Below are 25,310 nucleotides of genomic sequence, written 5' to 3'. Positions count from 1 at the left end.
CTATCCTGCCGCCTCGGCCTCCTGCGTGTCCTCACCGGCCAGGGCCATGGCAGTGCTCACCAGTCCGATGTGGCTGAACGCCTGCGGGAAGTTGCCGACCTGCCGTCGGGTGACGGCGTCGAACTCCTCGGCGAGCAGCCCCACGTCGTTGCAGAGTTCCAGCAGCTGCTCGAAGAGATCCCGGGCCTCGTCCGTGCGCCCGGTCACCACCAGCGCGTCCGCCAGCCAGAACGAACAGGCGAGGAACGCGCCCTCGCTGCCGGGCAGCCCGTCGATCGAGGCGCCGTCCGTGCTGTAGCGGCGGACCAGACAGTCACTGCCCAGCTCCGCGCGGACCGCGTCGATCGTGCCGATGATCCGGGGATCGTCCGGCGGCAGGAAACCCGTCCGGGGGATCAGCAGCGTCGCGGCGTCCAGGTTCCGGGAGCCGTAGGACTGCGTGAAGGTGTTCCGCACCGGGTCGAAGCCCTTCTCGCACACCTCCCGGTGCACGGCGTCCCGCATCACCCGCCACCGTTCCGGGTCGCCGGCCAGGGACGGGTTCTTCTCCAGGGTGCGCACGGCACGGTCGGCGGCGACCCAGGCCATCACCTTGGAGTGCACGAAGTGGCGGCGCTGGCCGCGGATCTCCCACAGCCCCTCGTCCGGCTCGCGCCAGGTGGACTCCAGGAAGCCGAGCAGGCTCAGCTGGAGGTTCCAGGCGTGCGGCTTGTCGTCCAGGCCGGCCTCCCGGGCGAGCCGCAGCGAGTCGATGACCTCCCCGTACACGTCCAGCTGGCGCTGGCGCACGGCGGCGTTGCCGATGCGGACCGGGGCGGAGTTCTCGTAGCCGCGCAGCCACGGCAGCTCCGACTCGGGCAGCCGTCGCTCGCCCGCCAGGCCGTACATGATCTGGAGGTCGGCCGGGTCCCCGGCGACGGCCCGCAGCAGCCAGTCCCGCCAGGCGGCTGCCTCCTCCAGGTACCCCGCCGAGATGAGCGCGTCGAGGGTCAGCGTGGAGTCCCGCAGCCAGCAGTAGCGGTAGTCCCAGTTCCGCACGCCGCCGATGTCCTCGGGCAGCGAGGTGGTGGGCGCCGCCACGATGCCGCCGGTCGGGCCGAAGGTGAGCGCCTTCAGCGTGATCAGCGAACGGATCACCGCCTCCCGGTACGGGCCCCGGTACTTGCACCGCGCGGACCACTCGGCCCAGTCGGCCAGCGTGCTCTTCAGCGCCTCGAACGGGTCGACGAGATCGGGGCGGGGCGAGTGCGAGGGGTGCCAGGTCAGGACGAACGCCACCTGCTCGCCCTCGGCGACGGTGAACGACGAGCAGGTGGAGAACTGCTGCCCCCAGGTCCTGACCGGCGGTTCGCTGCGCAGCCAGACCGAGTCCGGACCGGCGACCGCCACCCGGTGCCCCTGGGCGCGGCGCATCCACGGCACGACCGAGCCGAAGTCGAACCGCAGCCGGATCACCGAACTCATCTCGACGGTGCCGCTGACGCCCTCGACGATCCGCATGACCTCGGGCTCCTGGTCGCGCTGCGGCATGAAGTCGACGACCTTGACCGTTCCGGTACGGGTCTCCCAGAACGTCTCCAGGACGAGGGAGTCACCCGCATAGCCGCGCCGGGTGCAGGCATCGGCGCCTTGCGGCGCGATCCGCCAGTGGCCGTTCTCCTCGTCGCCGAGCAGGGCCGCGAAACACGCGCCCGAGTCGAAACGGGGCAGACAGAGCCAGTCGACGGAACCGTTTCTGCCGACCAGGGCGGCCGTCTGCAGATCGCCGATCAGGGCATAGTCCTCGATGCGTGGGGTCACGTTCTGGCGTGTTCCCGAACATCGGCCTCGCTAAGCAACCCCGGTTTCGCGCGCGGAACGGAGTGGCCCCGTCCCGCCCGGCAACGGCACGGCCCCGTCCGAGGGGCGGAGCCGGGTGCTCGAATACCGGGGCGGTGTCAGGTCGCGGCGGGTTCCGCCTGCTCCGGCTCGGTGGCGGAGGGCTGCTCGGCCGACTCGGCCGCGGCCGCCACCCGGTCGCGCTTCTCCCTGCGGGCGAGGACCACGTACCCCACCGGGACACCGGCGGCGAACAGCCACCACTGCACGGCGTACGCCATGTGCGGGCCGATCGAGCCGTCGTCGGGCGCCTCGATCAGTTCCGGGGAGTTGCCGGGCGGCTCGGGCGCGCTCTGCTCGATGTAGCCGCCGAACACCGGCCGGGACAGCCTCTTGGCCTCCTGGGCGCTGTTGATCAGCATCACCTGGCGGTCCGGGAGATCGGAGATGTCCTTGATGCCGCTGCTGCCCGTCGTCTCGTCGGCCTTGAGGCGTCCGGTGACGGTCACCTCGCCCCGGGGCGCCGGCGGAATGTCCGGGAACGCGCGCTGGCTGGCCGCGGCCGGCACCCAGCCGCGGTTGATCAGGACCGTCCCGCCGCCCTTCAGATCGAATGGGGTGAGCACGTGGACGCCGATCCGGTCGTCGGCGGCGGTCCTGCGACGCACCACCACCTGGTGCGCGGTGTCGTACGTGCCCGTCGCCGTCACCGTGCGCCAGTAGTCGGAGCGCGGGACCGTATGACCGGGCGAGGTGAGCGAGGCGACCGGAACGGGATCCGCCTTCAGATTGCGGGAGACCAGGGAGTTCAGCGCGACCTTGTGCTCATGCCGGTGCAGCTGCCAGAAGCCCAGCTCGATCATGGTGGGAATGAGGACGAGGGCCAGGAGGGCGAGGAGCAGCCACTGCCGGGTCAACAGGAAGCGGTACACCCCACGACGGTACAACCGCGTCATGGGGTGCATCGCGGAGGGGTCGGGGAAACGGGCGGGGCAGGTGGAAACGGGCGGGGCGCCCGCGCCCCGGGCACCGTCGCCCGTCGGCCGGGACGGACCGACGATCCGTCCGGTGGTCAGACCTTGTCGATGATGCCCACCCTTCCCTCGGCGCGGGCGCAGTGACCGCCGCAGTACCAGTGACCGTCGACCTCGACGCCCTGACCGATGATCTGGACCCTGCAGTGTTCACAAATGGGTGCCATGCGATGGATGGCGCAGGCGAAACAGTCGAAGACGTGCATCGCGCCCTGCGCGTGCACCTCGAAGGACATGCCGTAGTCGTTTCCGCAAACCTCACAACGTGCCATGCGCCACAGGGTCGGACGCCGGGGGCGCGGCAGGCGAGTCGTGGACGGGCGAGTCGTGGACGGTTCACTCCGATGACGGCGCGGCTGCCCGGGGCGTCGCCGGGGCCACATCGCGCAGCAGGTGGGTGAACGCGCTCTCGTCGAGGATCGGGGTGCCGAACGACTTCGCCTTCACCGTCTTCGACGTCCCCGCGTCCGGGTCGTTGGTGACGAGCAGGCTGGTCAGGCGGGACACGCTGGTCGCCACGTGCAGCCCGGCCTCCACGGCCCGGTCCTCCAGCAGTTCGCGGTCGATCGAGGTGTCCCCGGAGAACGCGACCCGCATGCCCTGCTTGAGGGGTTTGTCCTTCTCGTAGCGCCCCGGGTTCGGGTACGGGCACGCCGGACGTCGGCGCGAGGGACGCCAGCTGTTCTGACCGTAGGAGGGCTGATGGCCGACGCGCGGGGTGACCGGGGAATCCGACCACTCGGTCAGCGGCCGGCACTCCAGCAGCGGCAGCCGCACCCCGTTCCGCGCCGCCGCGTGCAGACTCGGCCGGAATGCCTCGGCCAGCACCCGGGCGTCGTCCAGCGCGTGGTGGGCGTGCTGCTGCACGACCCCGAAGTGCGCGGCCAGCGACTCCAGCTTGTGGTTGGGAAGCGGCAGCCGCAGCTCCTTGGAGAGCGCGATGGTGCACAGCCGCTGCTCGACGGGGGCCCGGACCGAGGCTCGCGCATACTCCCGGGCCAGCATCGACCAGTCGAAGGCGGCGTTGTGCGCGACGAGCACCCGTCCCGCGAGTCGTGCGGACAGCTCGGCGGCGATCTCCGGGAAGAGCGGGGCGCCCTCCAACACCTCGCTGGTCAGTCCGTGGATCCAGACGGGGCCGGGATCGCGCTGCGGATTGACCAGGGTGTACCAGTGGTCCTCGACATCGCCCCACGCGTCCAGACGGTAGACGGCGGCGGACACTATCCGGTCGTCCCGGGCGAGTCCGGTGGTCTCCACGTCGACGACCGCGTACCCCTGGGGATACGCGGTCGGCCACGGTGCGGTGGTCTGGCGGTCGTCGAGCATGGTCACAGAGAATACGGGCCGCGACCGACAGTCTCCTATTCCGCGGTCCTCCCTCCTTCGCACAGCCCTTTCGTCCCTGCCCGGGGCGGTGCGCGTGCGAGGGCGGGACGGGGTGAGACCATCCCCCGGTGACGGATACCCAGGCGCACGACGAAGCGCACGGCAACGGGCTCGGCGCGCGGCTCAACTGGCTGCGCGCCGCGGTCCTCGGTGCCAACGACGGTGTGGTCTCCACCGCGGGACTCGTCGTCGGTGTGGCCGGTGCCACCGGCGACCGCGGCACCCTGCTCACGGCCGGACTGGCCGGACTGCTGGCCGGATCCATGTCGATGGCGGTGGGCGAATACGTATCGGTCTCCACCCAGCGCGATTCGGAGCGGGCCGCACTGGCGGTGGAGAAACGGGAGCTGTCGGAGGAGCCGGAGGAGGAATTCGCCGAGCTCTGCGGCCTGTTGGAGGGGAAGGGGCTGAGCCCGGAGGTCGCCCGGGAGGCCGCGCTCCAGCTCACCGAACGCGACGCGCTGCGCGCCCACGCCGAGGTCGAACTGGGCATCGACCCGGAGGAACTGACGAACCCGTGGCACGCGGCCGGTGCGAGTTTCCTGGCGTTCACCGTGGGCGCGTTGCTGCCGCTGCTGGCGATCGTGCTGCCCCCGGCGTCGCTGCGGCTGCTCGTGACCGTGCTGTCGGTACTGGCGGCACTGGCGCTGACGGGCTGGTGGAGCGCCCGCCTGGGCGAGGCGGCGCCCTGGCCGGCGGTGCTGCGGAACATGGGCGGGGGAGCGATGGCGATGGCGGTCACCTACGCGGCGGGGGAGTTGCTGGGGACGGTGGGTGTCTGAGCCGCGGGCCGGAGGATCACGGCGGGCGCGGGATTCCGGCCGGCGCGCGGGACGTCTCTCAGTCGAGGCGTACGATCCGGCCCGGTGGGAAGAGTTCGGTGCCGGTGGCCACCGCCTCGCCGCCGAGGGCGATCGTGAGGCCGTCGAGACCAGCGAGGGGGGACAGGTCGTAGGGGCCGTCCTCGGGCCGGGCGTACAGAACGAGTCGGGCCAGTGCGGGCAGCTCCCGCAGCGTCTCCAACCCGCGCAGCGGACGGCACAGGGTGAGAGTGAGCGTGTGCAGGGCGGTCAGGCCGGCGAGTTCGGTCAGGTCCACGACGTCCAACCAGCGGAGGGTGAGGCGACGGAGGCGACGGAAGAACGGGTTGCGACATACATGGTGCAGGTGTGACGAGCTTTCGAGGTAGAGGTCTTCCAGCTCAGTCCACCGCTCGATCCCTTCCAGGCTCAGTTCGGTGGCGTCCGCGATCAGGAAGAGCGACCTGAGCCGACTGCTCAGCGCCAGGTCTCCGATGCTGTCGACGGCGAAGCGGTGGCCCAGGACCAGGTCACGGACGCCCGTGAACAGCTCCAGTTGCTCCGTCGGCACGTCGGGATGAAGCTGGTTCAGGGTCAGCCAGGTCAGCGGAAGGTCCGACAGCGGGCTCAGATCACGGACCTCGGGGCACAGGCTGAGCCCCACTTTCGTGAGCGAGTGCGCCGAGGCCAGTGGGGAGACATCGGTAAGTGCCTTGTTGTCGAAGACGAAGAGCCGTTCCATCCCGTGCCGGGAGAGCAGCGGGGACAAGTCCGGGTGATCGCCCTGCAGACGGACTCCCCGGGCCTCGGGCACGTGCCGCAGGGCCGCCATCTGGTCGGCGTTCGTCACGGAGACGTGGACCTCGGCCCAAGTCTGCGCCGCGAGCACGTCCCGGGCATACTCCTCGGTGTCGAACGAGCCCCACGCGTCGGTCAGCTGGGCCGCCACCCAGTCCCGCTCGTCGTTCCGGTAGCGCTTGACCACCTCGTACGCAGCCTCGCCGCCCACCAGGGCCGCCGTCAGCACCACGTACCCCGCCGCGTACTCGCCCTCGACCTCCTCCGGACCCGGCAGCAGTTCGAGGACCAGTTCCCCGGCCCCGGCCAGCGCCTCCGCCTCCGCCCGGGTGCGCGGGGGCAGCAGGTCGGCCGTCCGCCGCTGGACCTCGGACCGCACGGCGGGGTCCAGCTCCGGGGCGTGCTCCAGGCTCGCCGCCGCCAGCAGCACGAGCCGGTGACGGTGCTTGCGGGTCTGCTCCGCGCGCTTGAGCAACCGCCGCAGCAGCCGGGCCCGTTCGTCGGCGCGCGCGTGCCCCACCGCCATCTGCACCACGTCGTGCCACTGGTCGTCATGCGCGTGCTTGACCAGGACGCCGAAGTCGCGGGCCTCCACCGCCGCCTTCGCGCCCAGGTAGTCCTGGAAGGTCCGGTGCACGAACCCCACCGCGTCCGGGGCGGGTTCGCGCAGCAGGCCGCTCCTGATCAGCAGATGGGAGAAGACTTCTTCGGCGGTCCCCCGGATCTGAGGCATGGCCGTCAGCCATTCGGCCACCATGGCCAGGGCCTCCTCGCGGTCCGCCTCCGCCTGCCCGTTGCGGATCAGCCAGTACGCCAGCCGTTGCAGCAGCGCCGTCTGTTCCTCCCTCGTCAGGTCGACGCCCTCGACCCCGACGATGTCGCGCTCCGTGTCGCGCCGTACGAGCAGCATGTCCAGTGCGGCGTCGTACAGTTCCTTGCGGGCACGCGGCAGTTGCATCCGCCGATCCCGGTTCAGCGCGCACAGCAGGGCGCACATCAGCGGGTTCGTCGCGAGTCGCGCCAGGTCGCGGCGGGTTCCCACCGCACGCCGCAGCGAGGTCTCGTACCCGTCGAGCAGTTCGCGCTGCTCGGCGTCGGGGCATTCGGACCCGGCCGCCGTGTGCCAGTGGCCGATGAACGACCGGATGTCCTTCCGGTTCATCGGCAGCAGCGAGTGCGTTTCGAAGCCGAAGTCGGACAGCCAGCTCTCCGGAACGGCGGACGGCCTGGTGGTTACCACGTACCGGGACTCCGGGTACGCCGTGATCAGGTCCTTCAGCCACTTCTCGGTACGCCGGCGCAGCCGCGCAGGGACCTCGTCGACCCCGTCCACCAGCACCAGGCCCCGCCCCGGTGCCAGCAGTCCGTCCGCCCACCCGGCCGGTGCCGAACCGTGCAGCGGCACCCCCGCCGCGCGCAGGAACTCCTCGGGCGCGGGCAGGCTTTCGTGGGTGGTGAATGCGCGAAGTCGCAGGACGAACGGCACGCAGCGGTTCCAGTCCGTCAGGCCGGTTCCGAACGTGCGGCGGGCGGCGTTCACCGCGAGCCACTGCATCAGCGTGCTCTTGCCCGAACCGGCCGGCCCCCGCAGCAGCAGCCGGTCCGTGCCGGACAGTGCCTGCTCGACGGAGACCGTCATGGTGGCCGGGTGCTCAAGTCCGTTCCGCCGGGCACCGCTCCCGCTCACCGTCAGGCTGATGTAGGCAGTCTCCAGCGGCCATTCGCCCGCCGAGCGCCCCAGCGTCAGCCCGAACAGCCCCATCCGGCTGTGCGCGGCGGCCACGAAGTCCGCGTACCGCTGCTCGAAGGCGGTCGCCGCCGCGTCCGGGCGCGGGCCCAGCCGGCCCCGGACGTCCTCCACCAGCTCCCGGGCCCGCTCGGCGGAGCGGATCTGCTCCACCGCGGCCCGCGCCACGAAGGACGGTTCGGCGGTCAGCCGCTCCACGACGTGCGCGCAGCACCGGCCGAGCAGTTCCTCGTACAGATCGACCGCACCGTCCGCGAGGCCCGCCGCGGGCCCCGGCAACTCGGCACGCAGCCGCTGGGGGTCCAGGCCCAGGGCGAACAGCCGGTCGGCCGTCAGCTCGCCCGCCGCCGCGAAGGTGTCCCGCACCGCCTCCACGGCGGCGAGCCGTTCGTGTTCCGGGACGTGTGCGTACGACGCGGTAAGCCGCCCGCCGAGCACCTTCGCCAGCCGGTCCGGCCCCGCCGGGCGGGGGAGCGGGCGCACCGGGTCCGGGACCAGACCCGCGCCGGGCCTCGGCGTCAGCAGCGACCTGGCCACCGTTCCCGCCACCGTCGTGGCCAGCCGGAGCACCGCAACTTCCAGACCGTGCACGGCAGTTCCTCCCCTGGACGGCTTCCGGTCACATGGATCGTACGACGGCCGCTTTGGCGGAAGTCACCAAAGACTACTGACACCATGTCTTGCATACTTGTTGGTAACAACGTCTGGCCCTGGCCGACCTGCGGCTCTACGGTGCTGCCATGCCGCCGAATCTGCCCGATGCCGTGCTCTGGTCCATACCGGCCTTCGTCCTGCTCACCGTTCTGGAGATGGCCCTCCACCACTTCCACCCCGACGAGGACGCCGCCGGGTACGAGGCGAAGGACGCGGCCACCAGCATCACCATGGGGCTGGGCAGCCTGGTCTTCGACCTGCTGTGGAAAGTGCCCATCGTCGCTGTCTACACCGCGGTCCACGAACTGACTCCGCTCCGGGTCCCGGTGCTGTGGTGGACGATCCCGCTGATGCTGCTCGCCCAGGACTTCTTCTACTACTGGTCCCACCGCGGCCACCACGTCGTCCGGATCCTCTGGGCCTGCCACGTGGTCCACCACTCCAGCCGGAAGTTCAACCTCACCACCGCGCTGCGCCAGCCCTGGACCTCGCTGACCGTCTGGCCGTTCTACGTCCCGCTCGTCGCCTGCGGCGTCCACCCGGCCGCGCTCGCGTTCTGCGCGTCGGTGAACCTCGTCTACCAGTTCTGGGTGCACACCGAACGGGTCGGCAGACTCCCGCGGCCCTTCGAGTACGTGCTGAACACGCCGTCCCACCACCGGGTGCACCACGCCTCGCAGGGCGGCTACCTGGACCGGAACTTCGGCGGCATCCTGATCGTCTGGGACCGGCTCTTCGGGTCGTTCACCACCGAGACGGAGCGGCCGGTGTACGGCCTCACCAAGAACATCGACACGTTCAACCCGCTGCGGGTCGCCACCCACGAGTACGTCGCCATCGCCCGCGACGTGCGGGCGGCGGGCAGTTGGCGCGAGCGGGCCGGGCGCGTCCTTCGCGGACCGGGCTGGCAGCCCGCCGCCACGGCATCCGCGGCGCCCTCCGCCGGGACGTCGGCCGCCGCCCTGCCCCACACCACCGGGGAGCGTGCCGGATGAGCGCCGCCACCGCCGCGGACCGCCGCGAGCGCCTCGTGCGCCCGCTGCTCGTCGCGTTTCTCGTGGCCGTCGCCGTCGACCTCGTCGGCGTGCTCGCCGACATCCGGGTCGCCCATCTCGTCGCCAAACCCCTGCTGATGCCGCTGCTGGCCGGGTACGCCGCCGCTCGGCGCGGCCCGCGGCTGCTCGTCGCGGCGCTGCTGTTCGGCTGGGGCGGCGACACGCTGCTGCTGCCGGACGCCGATCTCGCCTTCCTGCTCGGGATGGGCTCCTTCGCCGCCGGGCACGTCTGCTACCTGTGGCTCTTCGGCCGGGACAGGAGCTCGTTGCCCGTCGCGGCCGGCTACGCCGTCGTCCTCACCGTCGTGGTCGCGCTGCTCTGGAACGGGCTGCCCGCCGAACTCCGCATCCCCATGACCGGCTACAGCCTGCTGCTGACGGCGATGGCGTACCGCGCGGGCACCCGGGGCCGGTACGCGGCCCTCGGCGGGGCGCTCTTCCTGCTCTCCGACACGCTCATCGCCAGCGGCATCGCCGACTGGCCGCAGCTGCCCGCCCCGGACTTCTGGGTCATGCTCACCTACATCGCCGCCCAGTTCCTGCTCACCGTCGGGGTACTCGCACCGCGCACGAATCCCTGGCGGAGCGTGGCGGGCGAGCCCGCGCCGACGAGGGCCGGTGGGCCGGGCCCGGCGGCCGGGCAGCCGTAGCATCGTGCGGCGGCGGCCCGGAGGCGGACGGGCCGTTCAGTCCGTGAGCCAGGCCGCGGTGTCCGCACCCAGGGGGCCGGGCGGGCGCGACCAGTCGGCGGGCGAACCGTCGAAGCGGACCGGTGGCAGGGCGTGGCGGAGCCGGCCCAGCGGGCCGTCCGTCTCCGTGAGCCACCGCTCCGGCCGGTGGGCGTCCGACGAGCCGGACCCGGGACCGGTTCCGGTGCCGACGCGGTGGCCCTGTGCCGCGGCCTCCTCCCGGGCGGGCAACTCGTCGAGCAGCCAGGCGGCGGTACGGGCGAGCGAGAGCGTGACCAGCCGGGAGCCCCCCTCCGCGTGCTGCTCGGTCAGCGCGCGCAGCACGGCGGCGGCCAGCAGGTAGCCGGTGCCGTGATCGAGTGCCTGGGCGGGCAGCGCGCCCGGCGGCTGCCCGGCCCCGGCCGGGGCCTCCACCGCGGCGATGCCGGTCGCCACCTGGACCAGACTGTCGAAACCGCGCCGACCCGCCCACGGGCCGTGCCCCCAGGCCGAGAGCCGTGCGATCACCAGCCCCGGCCTGCGCGCGGTCAGGTACGCGGAGGTCGGCCCCAACCGGTCCACCGCGCCGGGCCGGTAGCCGATGACGACCACGTCCGCGGCGGCGAGCAACTCGTCGAGGACGGCAAGGCCCGCGGGAGCCGACAGGTCGAGGTCCACCGACCGCTTCCCGAAACCGGTGTCGGCGTGGGCGTCGGGGCTCTCCGGGAGCTGCGGGGCGTCGATCCGCAGCACGTCCGCGCCGAGCAGCGCGAGCGTACGGGTGGCGACGGGGCCCGCGATGACCCGGGTGAGGTCCAGGACCCGCACCCCGGCCAGCGGCAGCAGCGGTTCACCGGTGAGCGGAGCCGTGCGGCGGACCGGCGCGTCGTCGAGTCGGTCGCGGCGCACCAGCGGGGTGCCCGCGACCGCGGCGCCGCGCGGATCCGCAGCCCACTGTCCGGGCGTGCGGGCGGCGACGGCAAGGCCCCCGGCCGCGAACACGGTCTCCTCGATCTCGTCGCCCCGGCGCCCGGCGAACGAGGCGGCGACGGCCTCCACCGCGGCCGGGTCCGCGGTGTCCGCGGGCAGTCCCAGCGTGCCGAGCAACCGGGCCCGGTGGTGCGGATAGTTGGCGTGCGTGCGGACCCAGCCGTCGGTCGTGCGCCAGAACCGGGACAGCGGCGCGAAGGAGGCCGGGGCGCGCCCGTCGATCCGCAGATGGCGCTCGCTGGTGAACGCCGTGGCCACCGCCCCGTCGTCGACCCGGACCCGGGGCACCGGCCGCGCGGTGCGGCGGGCCGCCAGTTCGGCGGCCGCCAGTGAGCAGACGGCGACCGCGGAACGGGCGAGGTCCATCACGGGAAGCCGGGCGGGCAGCAGCCCCTGGGGACCGTTCGTCGTGAGGTGCGCGAGAAGCGCGGGGTCTCCGCCCAGCGCCGCCCACGCCTGTTCGGTGCCGGATGCGTGTGCATGACTCATCCCCGCACTATGGCACCGAGTGCCACCCGGGCGGGAGGCAGCCCGGTGGGCCGGGGAGGCCCGGCCCACCGGGTGCGAAGGGGGAGTCGAAAGGGCACGGCCCCTCCCGACCCGGGCACGCTGCTACCAGCGGACCGCGTTCAGCGCGTTGACCACACCGGCCCCGTAGAAGCCGTTGTTGTTCTTGCCGCCCTCGCAGACGGCGTCGACCGTGCCGTCACCGTCGATGTCGTACGGCTCGCCGCACGCGGTGGCGTCGGCCTCGGCCAGCAGCAGCGCCTTCACCGCGGCCGCGGAGGCGTACGGGTGCTTCGACTTGATCAGCGCCGCGACACCCGCGACGTGCGGGGAGGCCATCGACGTACCGGCCTTGTAGCCGTACTTGCCGCCCGGCAGCGTGGACAGGATCAGGCCGCTGGTGGCGGGCGGCGCGGGGGTCTGGTAGACCGTCGAGTCGCCGCCCGGGGCCGCGACGTCGATCATGCCCTTGCCGTAGTTCGAGTACGAGGACTTCAGGCCCTTGGCACCGGTGGCGGAGACCGTCACGACACCCGGCAGCATCGCCGGGATGTCGAGGCACTCGCGCGGGTCGATCGTCCGGGTGGCCGCCGTGGTGTCGTTCGGGCTCGTCGTGTCCTCGATCGCGTGCGAGGCCAGGTCGAAGGCGCTGTTGCCGGCCGAGGCCACGTTGACCGCGCCCTTGCGCTCCGCGTACCGGCTGGCACGGGCGACGGCCTCGACCAGGGCGCCCTGGTCCAGGTCGTTCTTGCAGTTGAACATCCACGGGTCGGTGTAGTAGCTGTTGTTGGTGACGTCGACCCCGTGCTCCGCGGCCCAGACGAAGCCGCAGACGACCGACTCGGTGTAGAAGAACCCGTCCGGGTTCGCCACCTTGATCCCGGCGACCTTCACACCCGGCGCGACGCCCGTGACCCCGATGCCGTTCTTCGCGGCGGCGATGGTGCCCGCCACGTGCGTCCCGTGGTCGCTCTCGCCCGCCTTCGGCCGCCAGGCGCCGTCCGTCGTGTCCGGCGCCCCGGTGGCACAGCTCACCGACGCCCCGCGGTTGAAGTTCGGGGCGAGGTCCGGGTGGGTGTCGTCCACGCCCGTGTCGATGACCGCGACCGTGACCTTGCTGCTGCCGAGTGTCGTGCGGTGAGCCTGGTCCGCCTTGATGGCGGGCAGGTCCCACTGGAGCGGTTCCATCGGGTCCTGGTCCGCGTTCGCCCTCGCCGCCGCGGCGTCGGCCTGCGCGGCGGTGAGGGGCTGCTCGACCCCGGTCTCCGTGGTCGCCTGCGGAACGATGGGGTTGGTGCGGGTGGCCCCCGCCGAGTCGACCCCCTTGACGCGGCGGATCGACTGCGCGAAGTCCGGGTTCTGCGAGTGGACGACGATCACGCCGATCTGCTCGTAGGCGGCGACCACGGTGCCGCCGGCCGCGGTTATCGCCTTCCTCACCTGCTTGACGGTGCCGTGATTGGCCCGTGTGTTGACCACGTACGAGAGCTTCGGGCCGTCCGTCGACACCGCGGCCGAGGGCGGAGTGTCCACCGGTGCGGCGGAGGCGGCGCCCGTCGGCAGGAAGCCGAGCGAGGCCGTGAGTGCCAGTCCGACGGACATCGTCAGGGTGCGAGTCCGTCTGGAACCCAGCTGAGCCATGGGGTCTCCACATCATCCGTGCCGGGCGACCGGACACCTGAAATGCCCGGTCGCGTACATGACCAGTGAAGTTATCGGGATCATGCCCGCTCATCAATGAGTTCGCGGCACCCACTTTGTCCGGACGGGCGCGCGCAGACGTGTTCGGAGAGCGCGGACCGGAGGTGAACCGTCGCGACACGCCGTCCGTGCCGTAGTCGGGGAACACACCATCACGGCAGGGAAAGCTCGTACGCGTCCCCGGCCGACCGAGGTTCCCCGGCGGAAGACCGCTGTCCCCACCACCGCCCCCGCGCCGCGAGGAGATTCCGTGACCACCGATGCACCACCACCGCCCGAGAGCGTTGCGCCCGCCCGCCCCGCCGAGCCGACGACCGAGACGTTCCTCGCGGCCCAGGAGAGCGCCGAGTTCGGCGAACTGCGCCGCACGCACCGCTCGTTCGCCTTCCCGCTGACCATCGCCTTCGTCCTCTGGTACCTCCTGTACGTACTGCTGTCCAACTACGCGGGCGGCTTCATGGGCACCACGGTGTACGGCCACATCAACGTGGCCTTCGTCCTCGGCCTCGCCCAGTTCGTCAGCACGTTCCTCATCGCCTGGTTCTACTCACGTCACGCGGCCGCGAAGCTCGACCCACGGGCCGAGGCCATCAAGTCCCGTCTGGAGGCCGACGCATGAGCCCCGCGAACCCCGCACACACCGCCCTCCACCTGGCCGCCTCCTCGACCACCGAGCACCGGCCGCTGATCATCACGCTCTTCGCGGTATTCGTCGCCGCGACCCTGGGCATCACCGTCTGGGCCGGGCGGCAGACCCGCAGCGCCGCCGACTTCTACGCGGGCGGACGGCAGTTCACCGCGTTCCAGAACGGGCTCGCGGTCTCCGGCGACTACATGTCGGCGGCCTCCTTCCTCGGGATCGCCGGGGCCATCGCCCTCTTCGGCTACGACGGCTTCCTGTACTCCATCGGCTTCCTCGTCGCCTGGCTGGTCGCCCTGCTGCTGGTCGCCGAACCGCTGCGCAACTCCGGCCGCTACACGATGGGCGACGTCCTCGCCTACCGGATGCGGCAGCGCCCGGTACGCACCGCCGCGGGCGTCTCCACCATCGTCGTCTCGATCTTCTACCTGCTGGCCCAGATGGCGGGCGCGGGCGTCCTGGTCGCCCTCCTCCTCGGCATCACCAGCGACGCGGGCAAGATCCTCATCGTCGCGCTGGTCGGCGTCCTGATGATCGTGTACGTCACCATCGGCGGCATGAAGGGCACCACCTGGGTCCAGATGGTCAAGGCGGTGCTGCTCATCGCGGGCGCGCTGCTGATGACCTTCCTGGTGCTGCTGAAGTTCCACTTCAACATCTCCGACCTGCTGGGCACGGCCGCGACGAAGAGCGGCCACGGAGCCGCGTTTCTGGAGCCCGGACTCAAGTACGGTGCCACCGGCACCTCGAAGCTGGACTTCCTCTCCCTCGGCATCGCCCTGGTCCTCGGGACCGCCGGCCTGCCGCACATCCTGATCCGCTTCTACACGGTGCCGACCGCCAAGGCCGCCCGTAAGTCGGTCAACTGGGCCATCGGCATCATCGGCGCCTTCTACCTGATGACGATCGCCCTCGGCTTCGGCGCCGCGGCCCTCATCGGCCCGGACGAGATCAAGGCGAAGAACCCGGCGGGCAACGCGGCGGCGCCCCAGCTCGCCGAATACCTCGGCGGGGTCGGCTCCACCGGGGGCGCCGTGCTGCTGGCGGTGATCTCGGCCGTCGCCTTCGCCACCATCCTCGCCGTCGTCGCGGGGCTCACCCTCGCCTCCTCGTCCTCCTTCGCGCACGACATCTACGCCAACGTCATCCGCAAGGGGAAGGCCACCGAGAGGGAGGAGATGCGCGCCGCCCGCCTGGCCACCGTCCTCATCGGCGCGGTAGCGATCCTGCTCGGCGCCTTCGCCCGCGACATGAACGTCGCCGGACTGGTCGCCCTCGCCTTCGCCGTCGCCGCCTCCGCGAACCTGCCGACCATTCTCTACAGCCTCTTCTGGAAGCGGTTCACCACCCGGGGCGCACTCTGGTCGATCTACGGCGGCCTCGCCAGTTCGGTGATCCTCGTGCTGTTCTCCCCGGTCGTCTCCGGCAACCCGAAGACGTCCATGTTCAAGGGCGTCGACTTCGCCTGGTTCCCGCTGGAGAACCCGGGGCTGATCTCCATCCCGCTGGGCTTCCTGCTCGGCTGGATCGGCTCCCTCCTGTCGAAGGAGGAGCCGGACAAGGGCAAGTACGCCGAACTGGAGGTCAAGTCCCTCACCGGCGTCGGAGCGCACTGACGACCGGGACCCGGCCCCGGCCCCGGGCCGGCCGGTGATCTCCCGCCCCGCGATCGCCCGGACCACCCGCACCGCCGCGGCCGTGTCGTAGGACCCCTACGGCACGGCCGCGGCGCTCCTCGTGGCACGTGGGCCCCTCCGATGCGCCAGGTCTCGCGTAGGCTCGGAGGAGTCGGCCGGAAGGACCGCCCCGGACGACCGGCGGTGGCCACCGGTGACCACCGGTCGGGATCCGTCGGCCGAAGCCGCCCGGGCACGGCACCGGGACAACCACCGGGAGGGGGCCCACATGCTCGTCGACACCTACGGCCGGGTCGCCACCGACCTGCGCGTATCGCTGACCGACCGCTGCAATCTGCGCTGCACCTACTGCATGCCGGAAGAGGGCCTGCAATGGCTGGCCAGGCCCGACCTGCTCGGCGACGACGAGATCGTCCGGCTGGTCCGCATCGCCGTCACCCGACTCGGGATCACCGAAGTCCGCTTCACCGGCGGCGAGCCGCTGCTGCGCCCCGGACTCGTCTCCGTCGTCGCGCAGTGCGCCGCCCTCGACCCGCGCCCCAGGATGTCGCTCACCACCAACGGCATCGGACTGAAGCGCACCGCCGCGGCGCTCCGCGCAGCCGGTCTGGACCGGGTCAACGTCTCGCTGGACACCCTGCGCCCCGACGTCTTCAGGACCCTCACCCGCCGCGACCGGCACCGCGACGTGCTGACCGGCCTCGAAGCCGCCCGCGACGCCGGTCTCACCCCCGTCAAGGTCAACACCGTGCTGATGCCCGGACTCAACGACGACGAGGCCCCCGACCTGCTCGCCTGGGCCGTCGAGCACGACTACGAGCTCCGCTTCATCGAGCAGATGCCGCTCGACGCGCAGCACGGCTGGAAGCGCGACGGCATGATCACCGCCGGTGACATACTCCAGTCGCTGCGCACCCGCTTCACCCTCACCGAGGAGGGTGCGGAGGAACGGGGCTCCGCCCCCGCCGAGCGCTGGCTCGTCGACGGCGGCCCCCACCGGGTCGGCGTCATCGCCTCCGTGACCCGCCCCTTCTGCCGGGCCTGCGACCGGACCCGGCTCACCGCCGACGGGCAGGTGCGGACCTGCCTCTTCGCCCGCGAGGAGACCGACCTGCGCGGGGCCCTGCGAGCGGGCGCGCCGGACGAGGAGATCGCCCGGATCTGGACGCGGGCGATGCGGGGGAAGAAGGCCGGCTCCGGCCTGGACGACCCGTCCTTCCTCCAGCCGGACCGGCCGATGTCGGCGATCGGCGGCTGACGCCGGGCGCACCCGCCGGGGACGGAGCGTCCCTCAGACGGCGCCGTCCGATCCGGATTCCCATTCCGCCAGCGTCACGACGTCCTTGAGGAAGCCCCGGACGCCCAGGAACGAGGAGAGGTGTTCCCGGTGCTCCTCGCAGGCGAGCCAGGTCTTGCGGCGCTCCGGGGTGTGCAGCTTCGGGTTGTTCCAGGCCAGGACCCATACCGCGGCGGCGCGGCAGCCCTTGGCGGAACAGATGGGTGCGGCGGCGCTCTCGGCACCGGAATCGGGGAGGATCACGGCCCCAACCCTAACGACCCCGCCCACCGCGGGCCGCGGGAGGAGGAGCGGCGCCCGGGGCCCTCGCTTCCGAGGCGGAGGAGCGAGCGACGACGGACGGGGGCTGCGCGGTTCGTGCGGAGCAGAGGACTCGGGGACCGGCACGACCGACGAAACCCCGACGGGCGCGCGACGGCAGAAAAACGACGCCGAGCAGCCACGGGGGGAGCTGCCCGGCGTCGGTCCGTCGCTCCGACGGGGGATGCGGAGCGCTCACGAAGTATGTCACGCAGACCGGGGTGCGGTGCACCGTAACTTCACGATTGATCTGAGGACTTCGCGCTACTCGGGTGCGTTCTCGCCTCAACTGTGCTTGTGCGGAACCCTCGTGCCGCACCGGGCTTCCGCCCGGCTCACGCGGTGCCCCCCTCGCGCCCGGCACCGTCGGAGGCCGGTCCTGACGCCGATGCGCCGGAAACACCGGTGGCGTCGAGTACCGGCCGCACCGGCGAGGGGACGAACGTCGAAGGAAGCCCCGGGGTGGATTCGCGGCCCGCGTTGGCCATGACCACCGCCACGTACGGGAGCAGAGCTCCGAGGACCAGCGCCACGATCGACACGTACCGTTCGACGTTCCACAACGCCGCGGCCATGATCACCGACACCGTGCGCACGGACATCGAGATCACATACCGCCGCTGCCTGCCGCGCACATCGTCCGCGAGTCCCTGCCGGGCTCCCGTGATCCGGAAGACCTCGACACCGTTCTGCTTCCGCATCACGTCTCCATCACTCCTCCCCAGGTGCCCGACGGCCCGGGGAAGATCTCATTCCCGTACCGGCCGTGCCCGGACCGGACCGCATCCACCGTACGCCCGGCCCGCGACGCCTTCGAGGCCGGGGCACGTCGCGTTCGGCCGATCGCCGACCGAGCGGCCCGACCGGACGCGTTCGGAGCGCCACGTACGGAGCAGCGCGTACGGCCGCGCCCGGCGTGCGGGGCCCCGCCATCACGCAGAGACTGGGCCCCACATGCGCGACATCGCGTCGCACGAGGAGGCGACATGGGCTGGTTGTGGGCAATCGTCGTGGGACTGGTGCTCGGTCTGATCGCGAAGGCGATCCTGCCGGGCAAACAGAACATCCCCATCTGGCTGACGATCATTTTCGGCATGATCGGCAGCGTGCTGGGCAACGCCGTCGCCACCTGGCTGGGGGTCAATGAAACCAAGGGCATCGACTGGACGCGTCACCTGCTCCAGCTGATCGGTGCCGTGGTGGTCGTCGGTGTCGGCGACATGCTGTGGGCATCGTTCCGCGGCAACAGGAACAGGCACAGATCCTGAACCCGGAGCGGACACCGGGCCCGGCGCAGATCCTGCCTGCGGCACTGCTCCCGCACCCGGCACGGCCCCCGGGGCGGACGCCGGGCCCGGGCCGCGACGCACCGCGGCCGGATACGCCTCAGGCGCGTCCGGCCGCGGTCGCCGATGCCGACGATCAGCCGATGACCTCGACGGCGGCGAGGTTCTTCTTGCCCCGGCGCAGCACCAGCCAGCGCCCGTGCAGCAGCTGGTCACGGTCGGGCGCGCTCTCGCCGTCGGTGATCTTGACGTTGTTCACGTACGCGCCGCCCTCCTTCACCGTGCGTCGGGCGCCCGACTTGCTCGGGGCCAGGCCGACCTCCACCAGGAGGTCCACCAGCGGGCCGAGCTCGGTGACCCGCGCGTGCGGAACCTCGGACAGCGCGGCGCCCAGCGTCGCCTCGTCCAGCTCGTCCAGCTCGCCCTGACCGAAGAGGGCCTTCGACGCGGCGATCACCGCGGCGCACTGGTCGGCGCCGTGCACCAGCGTCGTCAGCTCCTCGGCCAGCGCGCGCTGTGCCGTCCGGGCCTGCGGACGCTCCTCGGTGACCTTCTCCAGCTCCTCCAGCTCCGCCGGGCTGCGGAAGCTGAGGATGCGCATGTACCGGGAGACGTCCCGGTCGTCCACGTTCAGCCAGAACTGGTAGAACGCGTACGGCGTCGTCATCGCCGGGTCGAGCCAGACGGCCCCGCCCTCGGTCTTGCCGAACTTGGTCCCGTCCGCCTTCGTCATCAGCGGCGTCGCCAACGCGTGCACCTCGGCACCCGGCTCCAGACGGTGGATCAGGTCCAGGCCCGCGGTGAGGTTGCCCCACTGGTCGCTGCCGCCCTGCTGGAGGGTGCAGCCGTAGCGCCGGTACAGCTCCAGGAAGTCCATGCTCTGGAGCAGCTGGTAGCTGAACTCGGTGTAGCTGATGCCCTCGTCGGACTCCAGCCGGCGGGCGATGGACTCCTTGGTCAGCATCTTGTTGACGCGGAAGTGCTTGCCGATGTCGCGGAGGAACTCGATCGCGGACATGCCCGCGGTCCAGTCCAGGTTGTTGACCATGACCGCCGCGTTCTCGCCCTCGAAGGACAGGAACGGCTCGATCTGCGTCCGCAGCCGCGTCACCCACTCGGCGACCGTCGTCGGGTCGTTCAGCGTGCGCTCGGCGGTCGGCCGCGGGTCACCGATCTGACCGGTGGCCCCGCCCACCAGGGCGAGCGGTCGCAGGCCCGCCCGCTGGAGTCGGCGCATGGTGAGCACCTGCACCAGGTGGCCGACGTGCAGACTCGCCGCGGTGGGGTCGTAGCCGCAATAGAACGTGACGGGGCCGTCCGCGAGAGCCTTGCGCAGTGCGTCCTCATCGGTGGACTGGGCGAACAGCCCGCGCCACTTCAGCTCGTCGACGATGTCCGTCACGGTTCTTTCTCTCCTCGGATGTGCTCGAATGTGCATCGGATCGTGGCACGCGCGCGGATCGCGGCGTGTACATCGGATGGCGACGGCCAGTCTAAGGGCTGTCCCGTTAATCCCTGGCGGGTGCGCGACGACAGTTGCGGCACCTCGCCGCGTTGTCGGAACGTCCGCATACATCCAGTATGCGGACGCCCCTCCGCCTTGCGATGCACCACATCCGACGCCGTGCACCGGTCCACCACGGATTACGGGACAGCCCTTGGTGCCGTGATAGTGCCGTGACCGGAAACGCTTGCGCGACAGGGCGGACGCCGCCGGTCGCGGCACCGGGCCGTGTCCTCGCGCCGCCGACCGGCACCGGCCGGACGGCGGCGGTTCGAGAACACGGACCGGGCCGTGTCAGACGCCGGGGCTCACCGAACTCATGTTGAAGTCGGGGATCCGCAGCGCGGGCGCGGCGGCCCGGGTGAACCAGTCGCTCCACTCGCGCGGCAGCGTCTTCTCGGTGCGGCCCGCCTCCGCGGCCCGCGACAGCAGGTCGACCGGCGACTCGTTGAACCGGAAATTGTTCACCTCGCCGACGACCTCCCCGTCCTCGACGAGGTACACCCCGTCACGGGTCAGCCCGGTCAGCAGCAGGGTCGCCGGATCGACCTCCCGGATGTACCACAGGCAGGTCAGCAGCAGCGCGCGGCCGGTCGTCGCCGCGACCATCTCCTCCAGCGACTGCTCGCCGCCGCCGTCGAGCACCAGGTTGTCGATCGCCGGTGCGACCGGGAGGCCGGTCAGCGCCGCCGTGTGCCGGGTGGTCGTCAGATGTTCCAGTCGGCCCTCCCGGATCCAGTCGGTCGATGCCAGCGGCAGGCCGTTGTCGAAGACGGAGGCGCTGTCCCCGGAGGAGTGGGCGATCACGAACGGCGCCGATTCCAGCCCCGGCGCGTGCGGGTCGCTGCGCAGCGTCAGCGGCAACGCGGACAGCGTCTCGCCGAGCCGGGTCCCGCCGCCCGGCCGGGAGAACGCCGTGCGCCCCTCCACCGCGTCCCGGCCCGCCGACGACCACAGCTGGTAGACCAGCAGATCGGCGACGGCGGTCGGCGGCAGCAGCGTCTCGTACCGTCCGGCCGGCAGCTCGATGCGGCGCTCGGCCCAGCGCAGCCGCCGTGCCAGCTCCGTGTCGAGCTCGATCGGGTCGACGTCCCCGAAGTCACGGGTGGAGAGGCCCGCCCAGGTGGAACGGGAGCGGTCGGGGGACTTGGCGTTGAGCTCCAGGGTGCCGTTCGGCTGGTCGTGACGCAGCCGCAGCCCCGTCGACGTGCCCAGATACGTCGAGGTCAGCTGGTGGTGGGCGAAGCCGTACAGCTCACGGCCGCCCGACCGGGCACGGGCGAACGCATCGCCCAGCGCCGGCGCGAACTCGGCGAAGACGTCCGACCCGGTCTCGGCCGGCGCGTCCGTGAAGTCGGGCGAGACCGGCACCCCCTCGACCAGCGGCCGGGCGTCCTCCGCCGGACCGGCCCCGCGCGCGGCGGCCTCGGCGGCCCGCACCAGCGGCTCCAGGTCGTCGGCGGTGACCGCGGACCGCGACACCACGCCGGACGCGGTGCCCTGCGCCCCGTCGACGGTCGCGATCACGGTCAGGGTCCGCCCGCGCGTCACCCCGTTCGTGGTGAGCGCGTTCCCGGCCCAGCGCAGGTTCGCCGACGACTCCTCGTCGGCGATGACCACACAACCATCGGCGGTGGACAGGTCGAGAGCCCGCTCGACGATCTCGTGCGGCTTGCTGACGCGGCTCATCGCCCGGCCTCCTGCGTCGTGTTGAGGATGTTCACGTCCCGGAACAGGGCGGAGGGGCAGCCGTGCGAGACGGCCGCGACCTGGCCCGGCTGGGCCTTGCCGCAATTGAACGCGCCGCCCAGGACATAGGTCTGCGGACCGCCGACCCGCTCCATCGAGCCCCAGAACTCCGGCGTGGTCGCCTGGTACGCGACATCGCGCAGCTGCCCGGCCAACGTGCCGTTCTCGATCCGGAAGAACCGCTGACCGGTGAACTGGAAGTTGTAGCGCTGCATGTCGATCGACCACGACCGGTCGCCGACCACGTAGATCCCGCGCTCCACGCCGCCGATCAGGTCCTCGGTCGACGGGCCGCCCGGCTCCGGCAGCAGCGACACGTTCGCCATCCGCTGCACGGGGACGTGCCCCGGGGAGTCCGCGTACGCACAGCCGTTGGACCGCCCCAGGCCCGTCAGCCGCGCCATCCGCCGGTCCAGCTGGTAGCCGGCCAGAGTCCCGTCCTTGATCAGGTCCCAGGACTGCGCCTCGACGCCCTCGTCGTCGTACCCGACGGTCGCCAGCCCGTGCTCGGCGGTGCGGTCGCCGGTCACGTTCATCACGGGCGAGCCGTACGCCAGCTTCCCCAGCCGGTCGAAGGTGGCGAACGAGGTCCCCGCGTACGCGGCCTCGTACCCCAGCGCCCGGTCCAGCTCGGTGGCGTGGCCGATCGACTCGTGGATGGTCAGCCACAGGTTCGACGGGTCGACGACCAGGTCGTACCTTCCGGCCCCGACACCCGGTGCCCGCATCTTCTCGGCAAGCAGCCCGGGGATCTCCGCCAGCTCCCGGTCCCAGTCCCAGCCGGTCCCGGTCAGGTACTCCCAGCCGCGGCCCACCGGCGGGGCGAGCGTCCGCATCGAGTCGAACTCACCGGTGGTCCCGTCCACGGCGACCGCGGTCAACTCCGGGTGCAGCCGCACCCGCTGCTGCGTGGTGACGGTGCCCGCCGTGTCCGCGTAGAACTTGTTCTCGTGAACGGTCGTCAGCGAGGCGTCCACATGCGTGACCCCCTCCGCGCCCAGCAGCCGCCCGCTCCACTCGGCGAGCAGTGCCGCCTTCTCCTCGTCCGGAACGGAGAACGGGTCGATCTCGTACGCCGAGACCCAGGTCCGCTCGCCGTGCACCGGTTCGTCCGCCAGCTCCACCCGCTCGTCGGACCCGGCCGCGGCGATCACCTTCGCCGACAGTTTCGCCATGGCGACGGCCTGCGAGGCCACCTTCGCCGCGGCGTCCATCGTCAGGTCCACGCCCGACGCGAACCCCCACGCCCCGCCGTGCACCACGCGCACCGCATACCCGAGATCGGTGGTGTCCGAGCTGCCGGCCGGCCGGGCGTCCCGCAGTCGCCAGGAAGCGCTGCGCACCCGTTCGAGGCGGAAGTCGGCGTGCACGGCCCCGAGCGCCCGGGCGCGGGCGAGCGCCGCGTCGGCGAGGGCCCGCATCGGCAGGGCGAGAAATGATGGGTCGATGTCATGGGCCACGCGCGGCCTCCTCTTTTCGTCACATGCCCTCGGACCACGCGCACGCCGGGTTCCGGATCGCACGCCCCCGGACCGTGCGCGGAGCGGGCCCGGATCACGTACTCCCGACCGCGCGCGGGGAAGTCCTGATCACGTACTTCGGATCATGCACGAGGAAGTGAAGCACGGCCGCAGCGGCGTCGCGCCGCGAATACCACCGGGACGGACGGACGCCGGCGTGCCCGCCGATGCCCCGGGAACGCCCCGGAGCCGTTCGGCGGACCGGCCGCCACCTGGGGTGTCCGTTCGACGCGTGATGTAGGAACCCCACAGTGCCCGGGGTACGGCGCTGTCAGGGGCCGATTCCTCGCGGGGCGCGTGGTACCGATAGGTTTCCGAGGTACCAGACCGCTATCGAAAGGGTGATCCGTTGAGCCGCTCGGTTCTCGTCACCGGAGGAAACCGGGGCATCGGCCTCGCCATCGCCCGTGCTTTCGCCGCCAATGGCGACAAGGTCGCGATCACCTACCGCTCCGGCGAGCCCCCGCAGGAACTCACCGAGGCGGGCTGCCTCGCCGTCCGTTGCGACATCACGGACGCCGATCAGGTGGAGCAGGCCTACAAGGAGATCGAGGACGCGCACGGCCCCGTCGAGGTACTGGTCGCCAACGCCGGTATCACCAAGGACCAGTTGCTGATGCGGATGTCGGAGGACGACTTCACGTCCGTGCTCGACACCAACCTCACCGGCACCTTCCGCGTCGTCAAGCGCGCCAACCGCGGCATGCTGCGCGCCAAGAAGGGACGCGTCGTCCTCATCTCCTCCGTCGTCGGGCTCCTCGGCTCGGCGGGACAGGCGAACTACGCCGCGTCCAAGGCGGGACTTGTCGGCTTCGCCCGGTCGCTGGCCCGTGAACTCGGCTCGCGGAACATCACCTTCAACGTCGTCGCACCCGGATTCGTCGACACCGACATGACTCAGGTGCTCACCGACGAGCAGCGCAAGGGCATCGTGGCCCAAGTGCCGCTCGGCCGCTACGCGCAGCCCGCGGAGGTCGCCTCCGCGGTGCGCTTCCTCGCCTCGGACGACGCGTCGTACATCACTGGAGCCGTCATCCCCGTTGACGGCGGATTGGGCATGGGTCACTGATCAGCATGAGCGGAATTCTCGACGGCAAGCGCATCCTCGTCACCGGTGTGCTGATGGAGTCGTCCATCGCCTTCCACGCCGCCAAGGTGGCGCAGGAGCAGGGCGCCGAAGTCATCCTGACCGCCTTCCCCCGGCCCACGCTGACGGAGCGCATCGCCAAGAAGCTGCCGAAGCCGGCCAAGGTCATCGAGCTGGACGTGACCAACACCGAGCACCTGGACCGGCTCGCGGGTCTGGTCCGCGACGAGCTCGGTTCGCTCGACGGCGTCGTCCACTCCATCGGCTTCGCGCCGCAGGACGCGCTCGGCGGCAACTTCCTGAACACCCCGTTCGAGTCCGTCGCCACCGCGATGCACGTCTCGGCGTTCTCGCTGAAGTCGCTCGCCATGGCCTGCAAGCCGCTGATGAGCGAGGGCGGCTCGATCGTCGGCCTCACCTTCGACGCGCAGTTCGCCTGGCCGCAGTACGACTGGATGGGTCCGGCCAAGGCGGCGCTGGAGGCCACCTCCCGCTACCTCGCCCGCGACCTGGGCAAGGACGACATCCGCTGCAACCTGGTCTCGGCGGGGCCGCTCGGCTCCATGGCGGCGAAGTCCATCCCGGGCTTCACCGATCTGGCGAAGGTGTGGGACACCCGCTCCCCGCTGGCCTGGGACATGGCGGACCCGGAGCCGGCCGGCCGCGGCATCGTCGCCCTGCTCTCCGACTTCTTCCCGAAGACGACGGGCGAGATCATCCACGTCGACGGCGGCGTGCACATGATGGGCGCCTGACCCCCGTACGAAACCGCCTGCGGGTCGCCCCGCACGGCACTCCCGGACGGGACCCGTACGAAACGGGCTGCGAGACGGCCGCGTATCGCCTCCGAACAGGCGATGCGCGGCCGTCGCGTGTCGGCACCGGCCGCTCGGTCCGGGAAGGCTCCGGCCTCCCCGACCGGGCGGACGGCGCGTCACCGGGCGAGGAGACATCGGGTTCCCGGGCGGGACGACGGGTCCGCGCCCCCGGGTCGAGAAGGCGGGCGATCCACCGCAGAATGTGGAGGAACCGGGCTTCCGGCCGGGCCGCGGGAAGGAGGTCGCCGTGCGCTCCCCACGTATCCGCCCCGGGCCGCGACGGCCCTCGCCCTGATCGTCGCCGGACTCGT

The 25,310-nt window shown here is 71.6% G+C and carries 21 protein-coding genes; 9 read left to right on the top strand and 12 right to left on the bottom strand.

Annotated elements, in window-relative coordinates; genetic code table 11:
* The 4 genes from ACFC79_RS31430 to ACFC79_RS31415 all read right to left on the bottom strand — a co-directional run bounded on the left by ACFC79_RS31430 (position 1) and on the right by ACFC79_RS31415 (position 4,187).
* Complete coding sequence (locus ACFC79_RS31430; protein ID WP_376247187.1) at positions 1-1,800, bottom strand: glycoside hydrolase family 15 protein; 1,800 nt, start codon at positions 1,798-1,800, stop codon at positions 1-3.
* 137 nt (positions 1,801-1,937) lie between these two features.
* Positions 1,938-2,750 carry an SURF1 family protein gene (locus ACFC79_RS31425; RefSeq protein WP_376247274.1) on the bottom strand — a complete coding sequence of 271 codons (813 nt, stop codon included), beginning with the start codon at positions 2,748-2,750 and terminating at the stop codon, positions 1,938-1,940.
* Between the two features lie 140 nt (positions 2,751-2,890).
* On the bottom strand, positions 2,891-3,124 hold the full coding sequence (locus ACFC79_RS31420) for a hypothetical protein (protein ID WP_376247184.1): 234 nt from the start codon (positions 3,122-3,124) through the stop codon (positions 2,891-2,893).
* Between the two features lie 64 nt (positions 3,125-3,188).
* Positions 3,189-4,187, bottom strand: a complete 999-nt coding sequence (locus ACFC79_RS31415; protein ID WP_376247181.1) for a DEDDh family exonuclease — start codon at positions 4,185-4,187, stop codon at positions 3,189-3,191.
* A 122-nt stretch (positions 4,188-4,309) separates the two neighbouring features.
* Between ACFC79_RS31415 and ACFC79_RS31410 the strand changes: the two genes are divergently transcribed.
* Positions 4,310-5,023: a VIT family protein gene (locus ACFC79_RS31410; protein ID WP_376247178.1), complete on the top strand. Its 714-nt coding sequence runs from the start codon at positions 4,310-4,312 to the stop codon at positions 5,021-5,023.
* Between the two features lie 58 nt (positions 5,024-5,081).
* Here ACFC79_RS31410 and ACFC79_RS31405 read toward each other — a convergent pair whose 3' ends face one another.
* Positions 5,082-8,177 carry an NACHT domain-containing protein gene (locus ACFC79_RS31405; protein ID WP_376247176.1) on the bottom strand — a complete coding sequence of 1,032 codons (3,096 nt, stop codon included), beginning with the start codon at positions 8,175-8,177 and terminating at the stop codon, positions 5,082-5,084.
* Positions 8,178-8,326: 149 nt separating this feature from the next.
* On the opposite strand from ACFC79_RS31405, the gene ACFC79_RS31400 reads away from it, so the two are divergent.
* Positions 8,327-9,235 carry a sterol desaturase family protein gene (locus ACFC79_RS31400; RefSeq protein ID WP_376247174.1) on the top strand — a complete coding sequence of 303 codons (909 nt, stop codon included), beginning with the start codon at positions 8,327-8,329 and terminating at the stop codon, positions 9,233-9,235.
* On the top strand, positions 9,232-9,945 hold the full coding sequence (locus tag ACFC79_RS31395; protein ID WP_376247172.1) for a lysoplasmalogenase: 714 nt from the start codon (positions 9,232-9,234) through the stop codon (positions 9,943-9,945). The genes ACFC79_RS31400 and ACFC79_RS31395 overlap by 4 nt, the downstream gene beginning before the upstream one ends.
* A gap of 36 nt (positions 9,946-9,981) precedes the next feature.
* Here ACFC79_RS31395 and ACFC79_RS31390 read toward each other — a convergent pair whose 3' ends face one another.
* Positions 9,982-11,442: a CoA transferase gene (locus ACFC79_RS31390; RefSeq protein ID WP_376247169.1), complete on the bottom strand. Its 1,461-nt coding sequence runs from the start codon at positions 11,440-11,442 to the stop codon at positions 9,982-9,984.
* A 123-nt stretch (positions 11,443-11,565) separates the two neighbouring features.
* Entirely contained in the window at positions 11,566-13,101 is a 1,536-nt protein-coding gene (locus tag ACFC79_RS31385) for a S8 family serine peptidase (protein WP_376247167.1), read from the bottom strand.
* Between the two features lie 310 nt (positions 13,102-13,411).
* Between ACFC79_RS31385 and ACFC79_RS31380 the strand changes: the two genes are divergently transcribed.
* From ACFC79_RS31380 to moaA, 3 genes are all read left to right on the top strand, one after another.
* Positions 13,412-13,780 (top strand): DUF485 domain-containing protein, encoded by a 369-nt coding sequence (locus tag ACFC79_RS31380; protein ID WP_376247164.1) that lies wholly within the window; start codon positions 13,412-13,414, stop codon positions 13,778-13,780.
* Positions 13,777-15,417: a cation acetate symporter gene (locus tag ACFC79_RS31375; RefSeq protein ID WP_376247161.1), complete on the top strand. Its 1,641-nt coding sequence runs from the start codon at positions 13,777-13,779 to the stop codon at positions 15,415-15,417. Before ACFC79_RS31380 ends, ACFC79_RS31375 begins: the two co-directional genes overlap by 4 nt.
* A gap of 289 nt (positions 15,418-15,706) precedes the next feature.
* Complete coding sequence (moaA, locus tag ACFC79_RS31370) at positions 15,707-16,696, top strand: GTP 3',8-cyclase MoaA (protein ID WP_376247271.1); 990 nt, start codon at positions 15,707-15,709, stop codon at positions 16,694-16,696.
* Positions 16,697-16,729: 33 nt separating this feature from the next.
* Here moaA and ACFC79_RS31365 read toward each other — a convergent pair whose 3' ends face one another.
* Together ACFC79_RS31365 and ACFC79_RS31360 are read right to left on the bottom strand one after the other, a co-directional pair.
* On the bottom strand, positions 16,730-16,978 hold the full coding sequence (locus ACFC79_RS31365; RefSeq protein ID WP_376247159.1) for a hypothetical protein: 249 nt from the start codon (positions 16,976-16,978) through the stop codon (positions 16,730-16,732).
* 392 nt (positions 16,979-17,370) lie between these two features.
* A complete protein-coding gene (locus tag ACFC79_RS31360) occupies positions 17,371-17,736 on the bottom strand; it encodes a DUF3099 domain-containing protein (RefSeq protein WP_376247157.1) in 366 nt (121 codons plus the stop codon).
* A 285-nt stretch (positions 17,737-18,021) separates the two neighbouring features.
* Here ACFC79_RS31360 and ACFC79_RS31355 point away from each other — a divergent pair, with 285 nt between their 5' ends.
* The gene (locus tag ACFC79_RS31355; RefSeq protein WP_376247154.1) at positions 18,022-18,303 is read left to right on the top strand and encodes a GlsB/YeaQ/YmgE family stress response membrane protein; all 282 of its coding nucleotides are present in this window, start codon (positions 18,022-18,024) and stop codon (positions 18,301-18,303) included.
* Between the two features lie 154 nt (positions 18,304-18,457).
* On the opposite strand, the gene tyrS is transcribed toward ACFC79_RS31355, so the two are convergent.
* The 3 genes from tyrS to ACFC79_RS31340 all read right to left on the bottom strand — a co-directional run bounded on the left by tyrS (position 18,458) and on the right by ACFC79_RS31340 (position 22,995).
* Positions 18,458-19,723: a tyrosine--tRNA ligase gene (gene tyrS, locus ACFC79_RS31350; RefSeq protein ID WP_376247151.1), complete on the bottom strand. Its 1,266-nt coding sequence runs from the start codon at positions 19,721-19,723 to the stop codon at positions 18,458-18,460.
* Positions 19,724-20,119: 396 nt separating this feature from the next.
* Positions 20,120-21,514, bottom strand: coding sequence for a metallopeptidase TldD-related protein (locus ACFC79_RS31345; protein WP_376247149.1), 1,395 nt, complete (start codon positions 21,512-21,514; stop codon positions 20,120-20,122).
* Positions 21,511-22,995, bottom strand: coding sequence for a TldD/PmbA family protein (locus tag ACFC79_RS31340; RefSeq protein WP_376247268.1), 1,485 nt, complete (start codon positions 22,993-22,995; stop codon positions 21,511-21,513). The genes ACFC79_RS31345 and ACFC79_RS31340 overlap by 4 nt, the downstream gene beginning before the upstream one ends.
* A 448-nt stretch (positions 22,996-23,443) precedes the next feature.
* Here ACFC79_RS31340 and fabG point away from each other — a divergent pair, with 448 nt between their 5' ends.
* Together fabG and fabI are read left to right on the top strand one after the other, a co-directional pair.
* Complete coding sequence (gene fabG, locus ACFC79_RS31335) at positions 23,444-24,163, top strand: 3-oxoacyl-[acyl-carrier-protein] reductase (RefSeq protein WP_376247146.1); 720 nt, start codon at positions 23,444-23,446, stop codon at positions 24,161-24,163.
* 5 nt (positions 24,164-24,168) lie between these two features.
* On the top strand, positions 24,169-24,936 hold the full coding sequence (gene fabI, locus ACFC79_RS31330; RefSeq protein ID WP_376247145.1) for an enoyl-ACP reductase FabI: 768 nt from the start codon (positions 24,169-24,171) through the stop codon (positions 24,934-24,936).
* Positions 24,937-25,310: the final 374 nt, after the last annotated feature.

This window comes from Streptomyces sp. NPDC056061, assembly GCF_042266885.1.
Classification (GTDB): Bacteria; Actinomycetota; Actinomycetes; order Streptomycetales; family Streptomycetaceae; genus Streptomyces.
The sequence above is the reverse complement of the archived record's forward strand: the minus strand, read 5'-3'. Positions and strand labels throughout refer to the sequence as shown.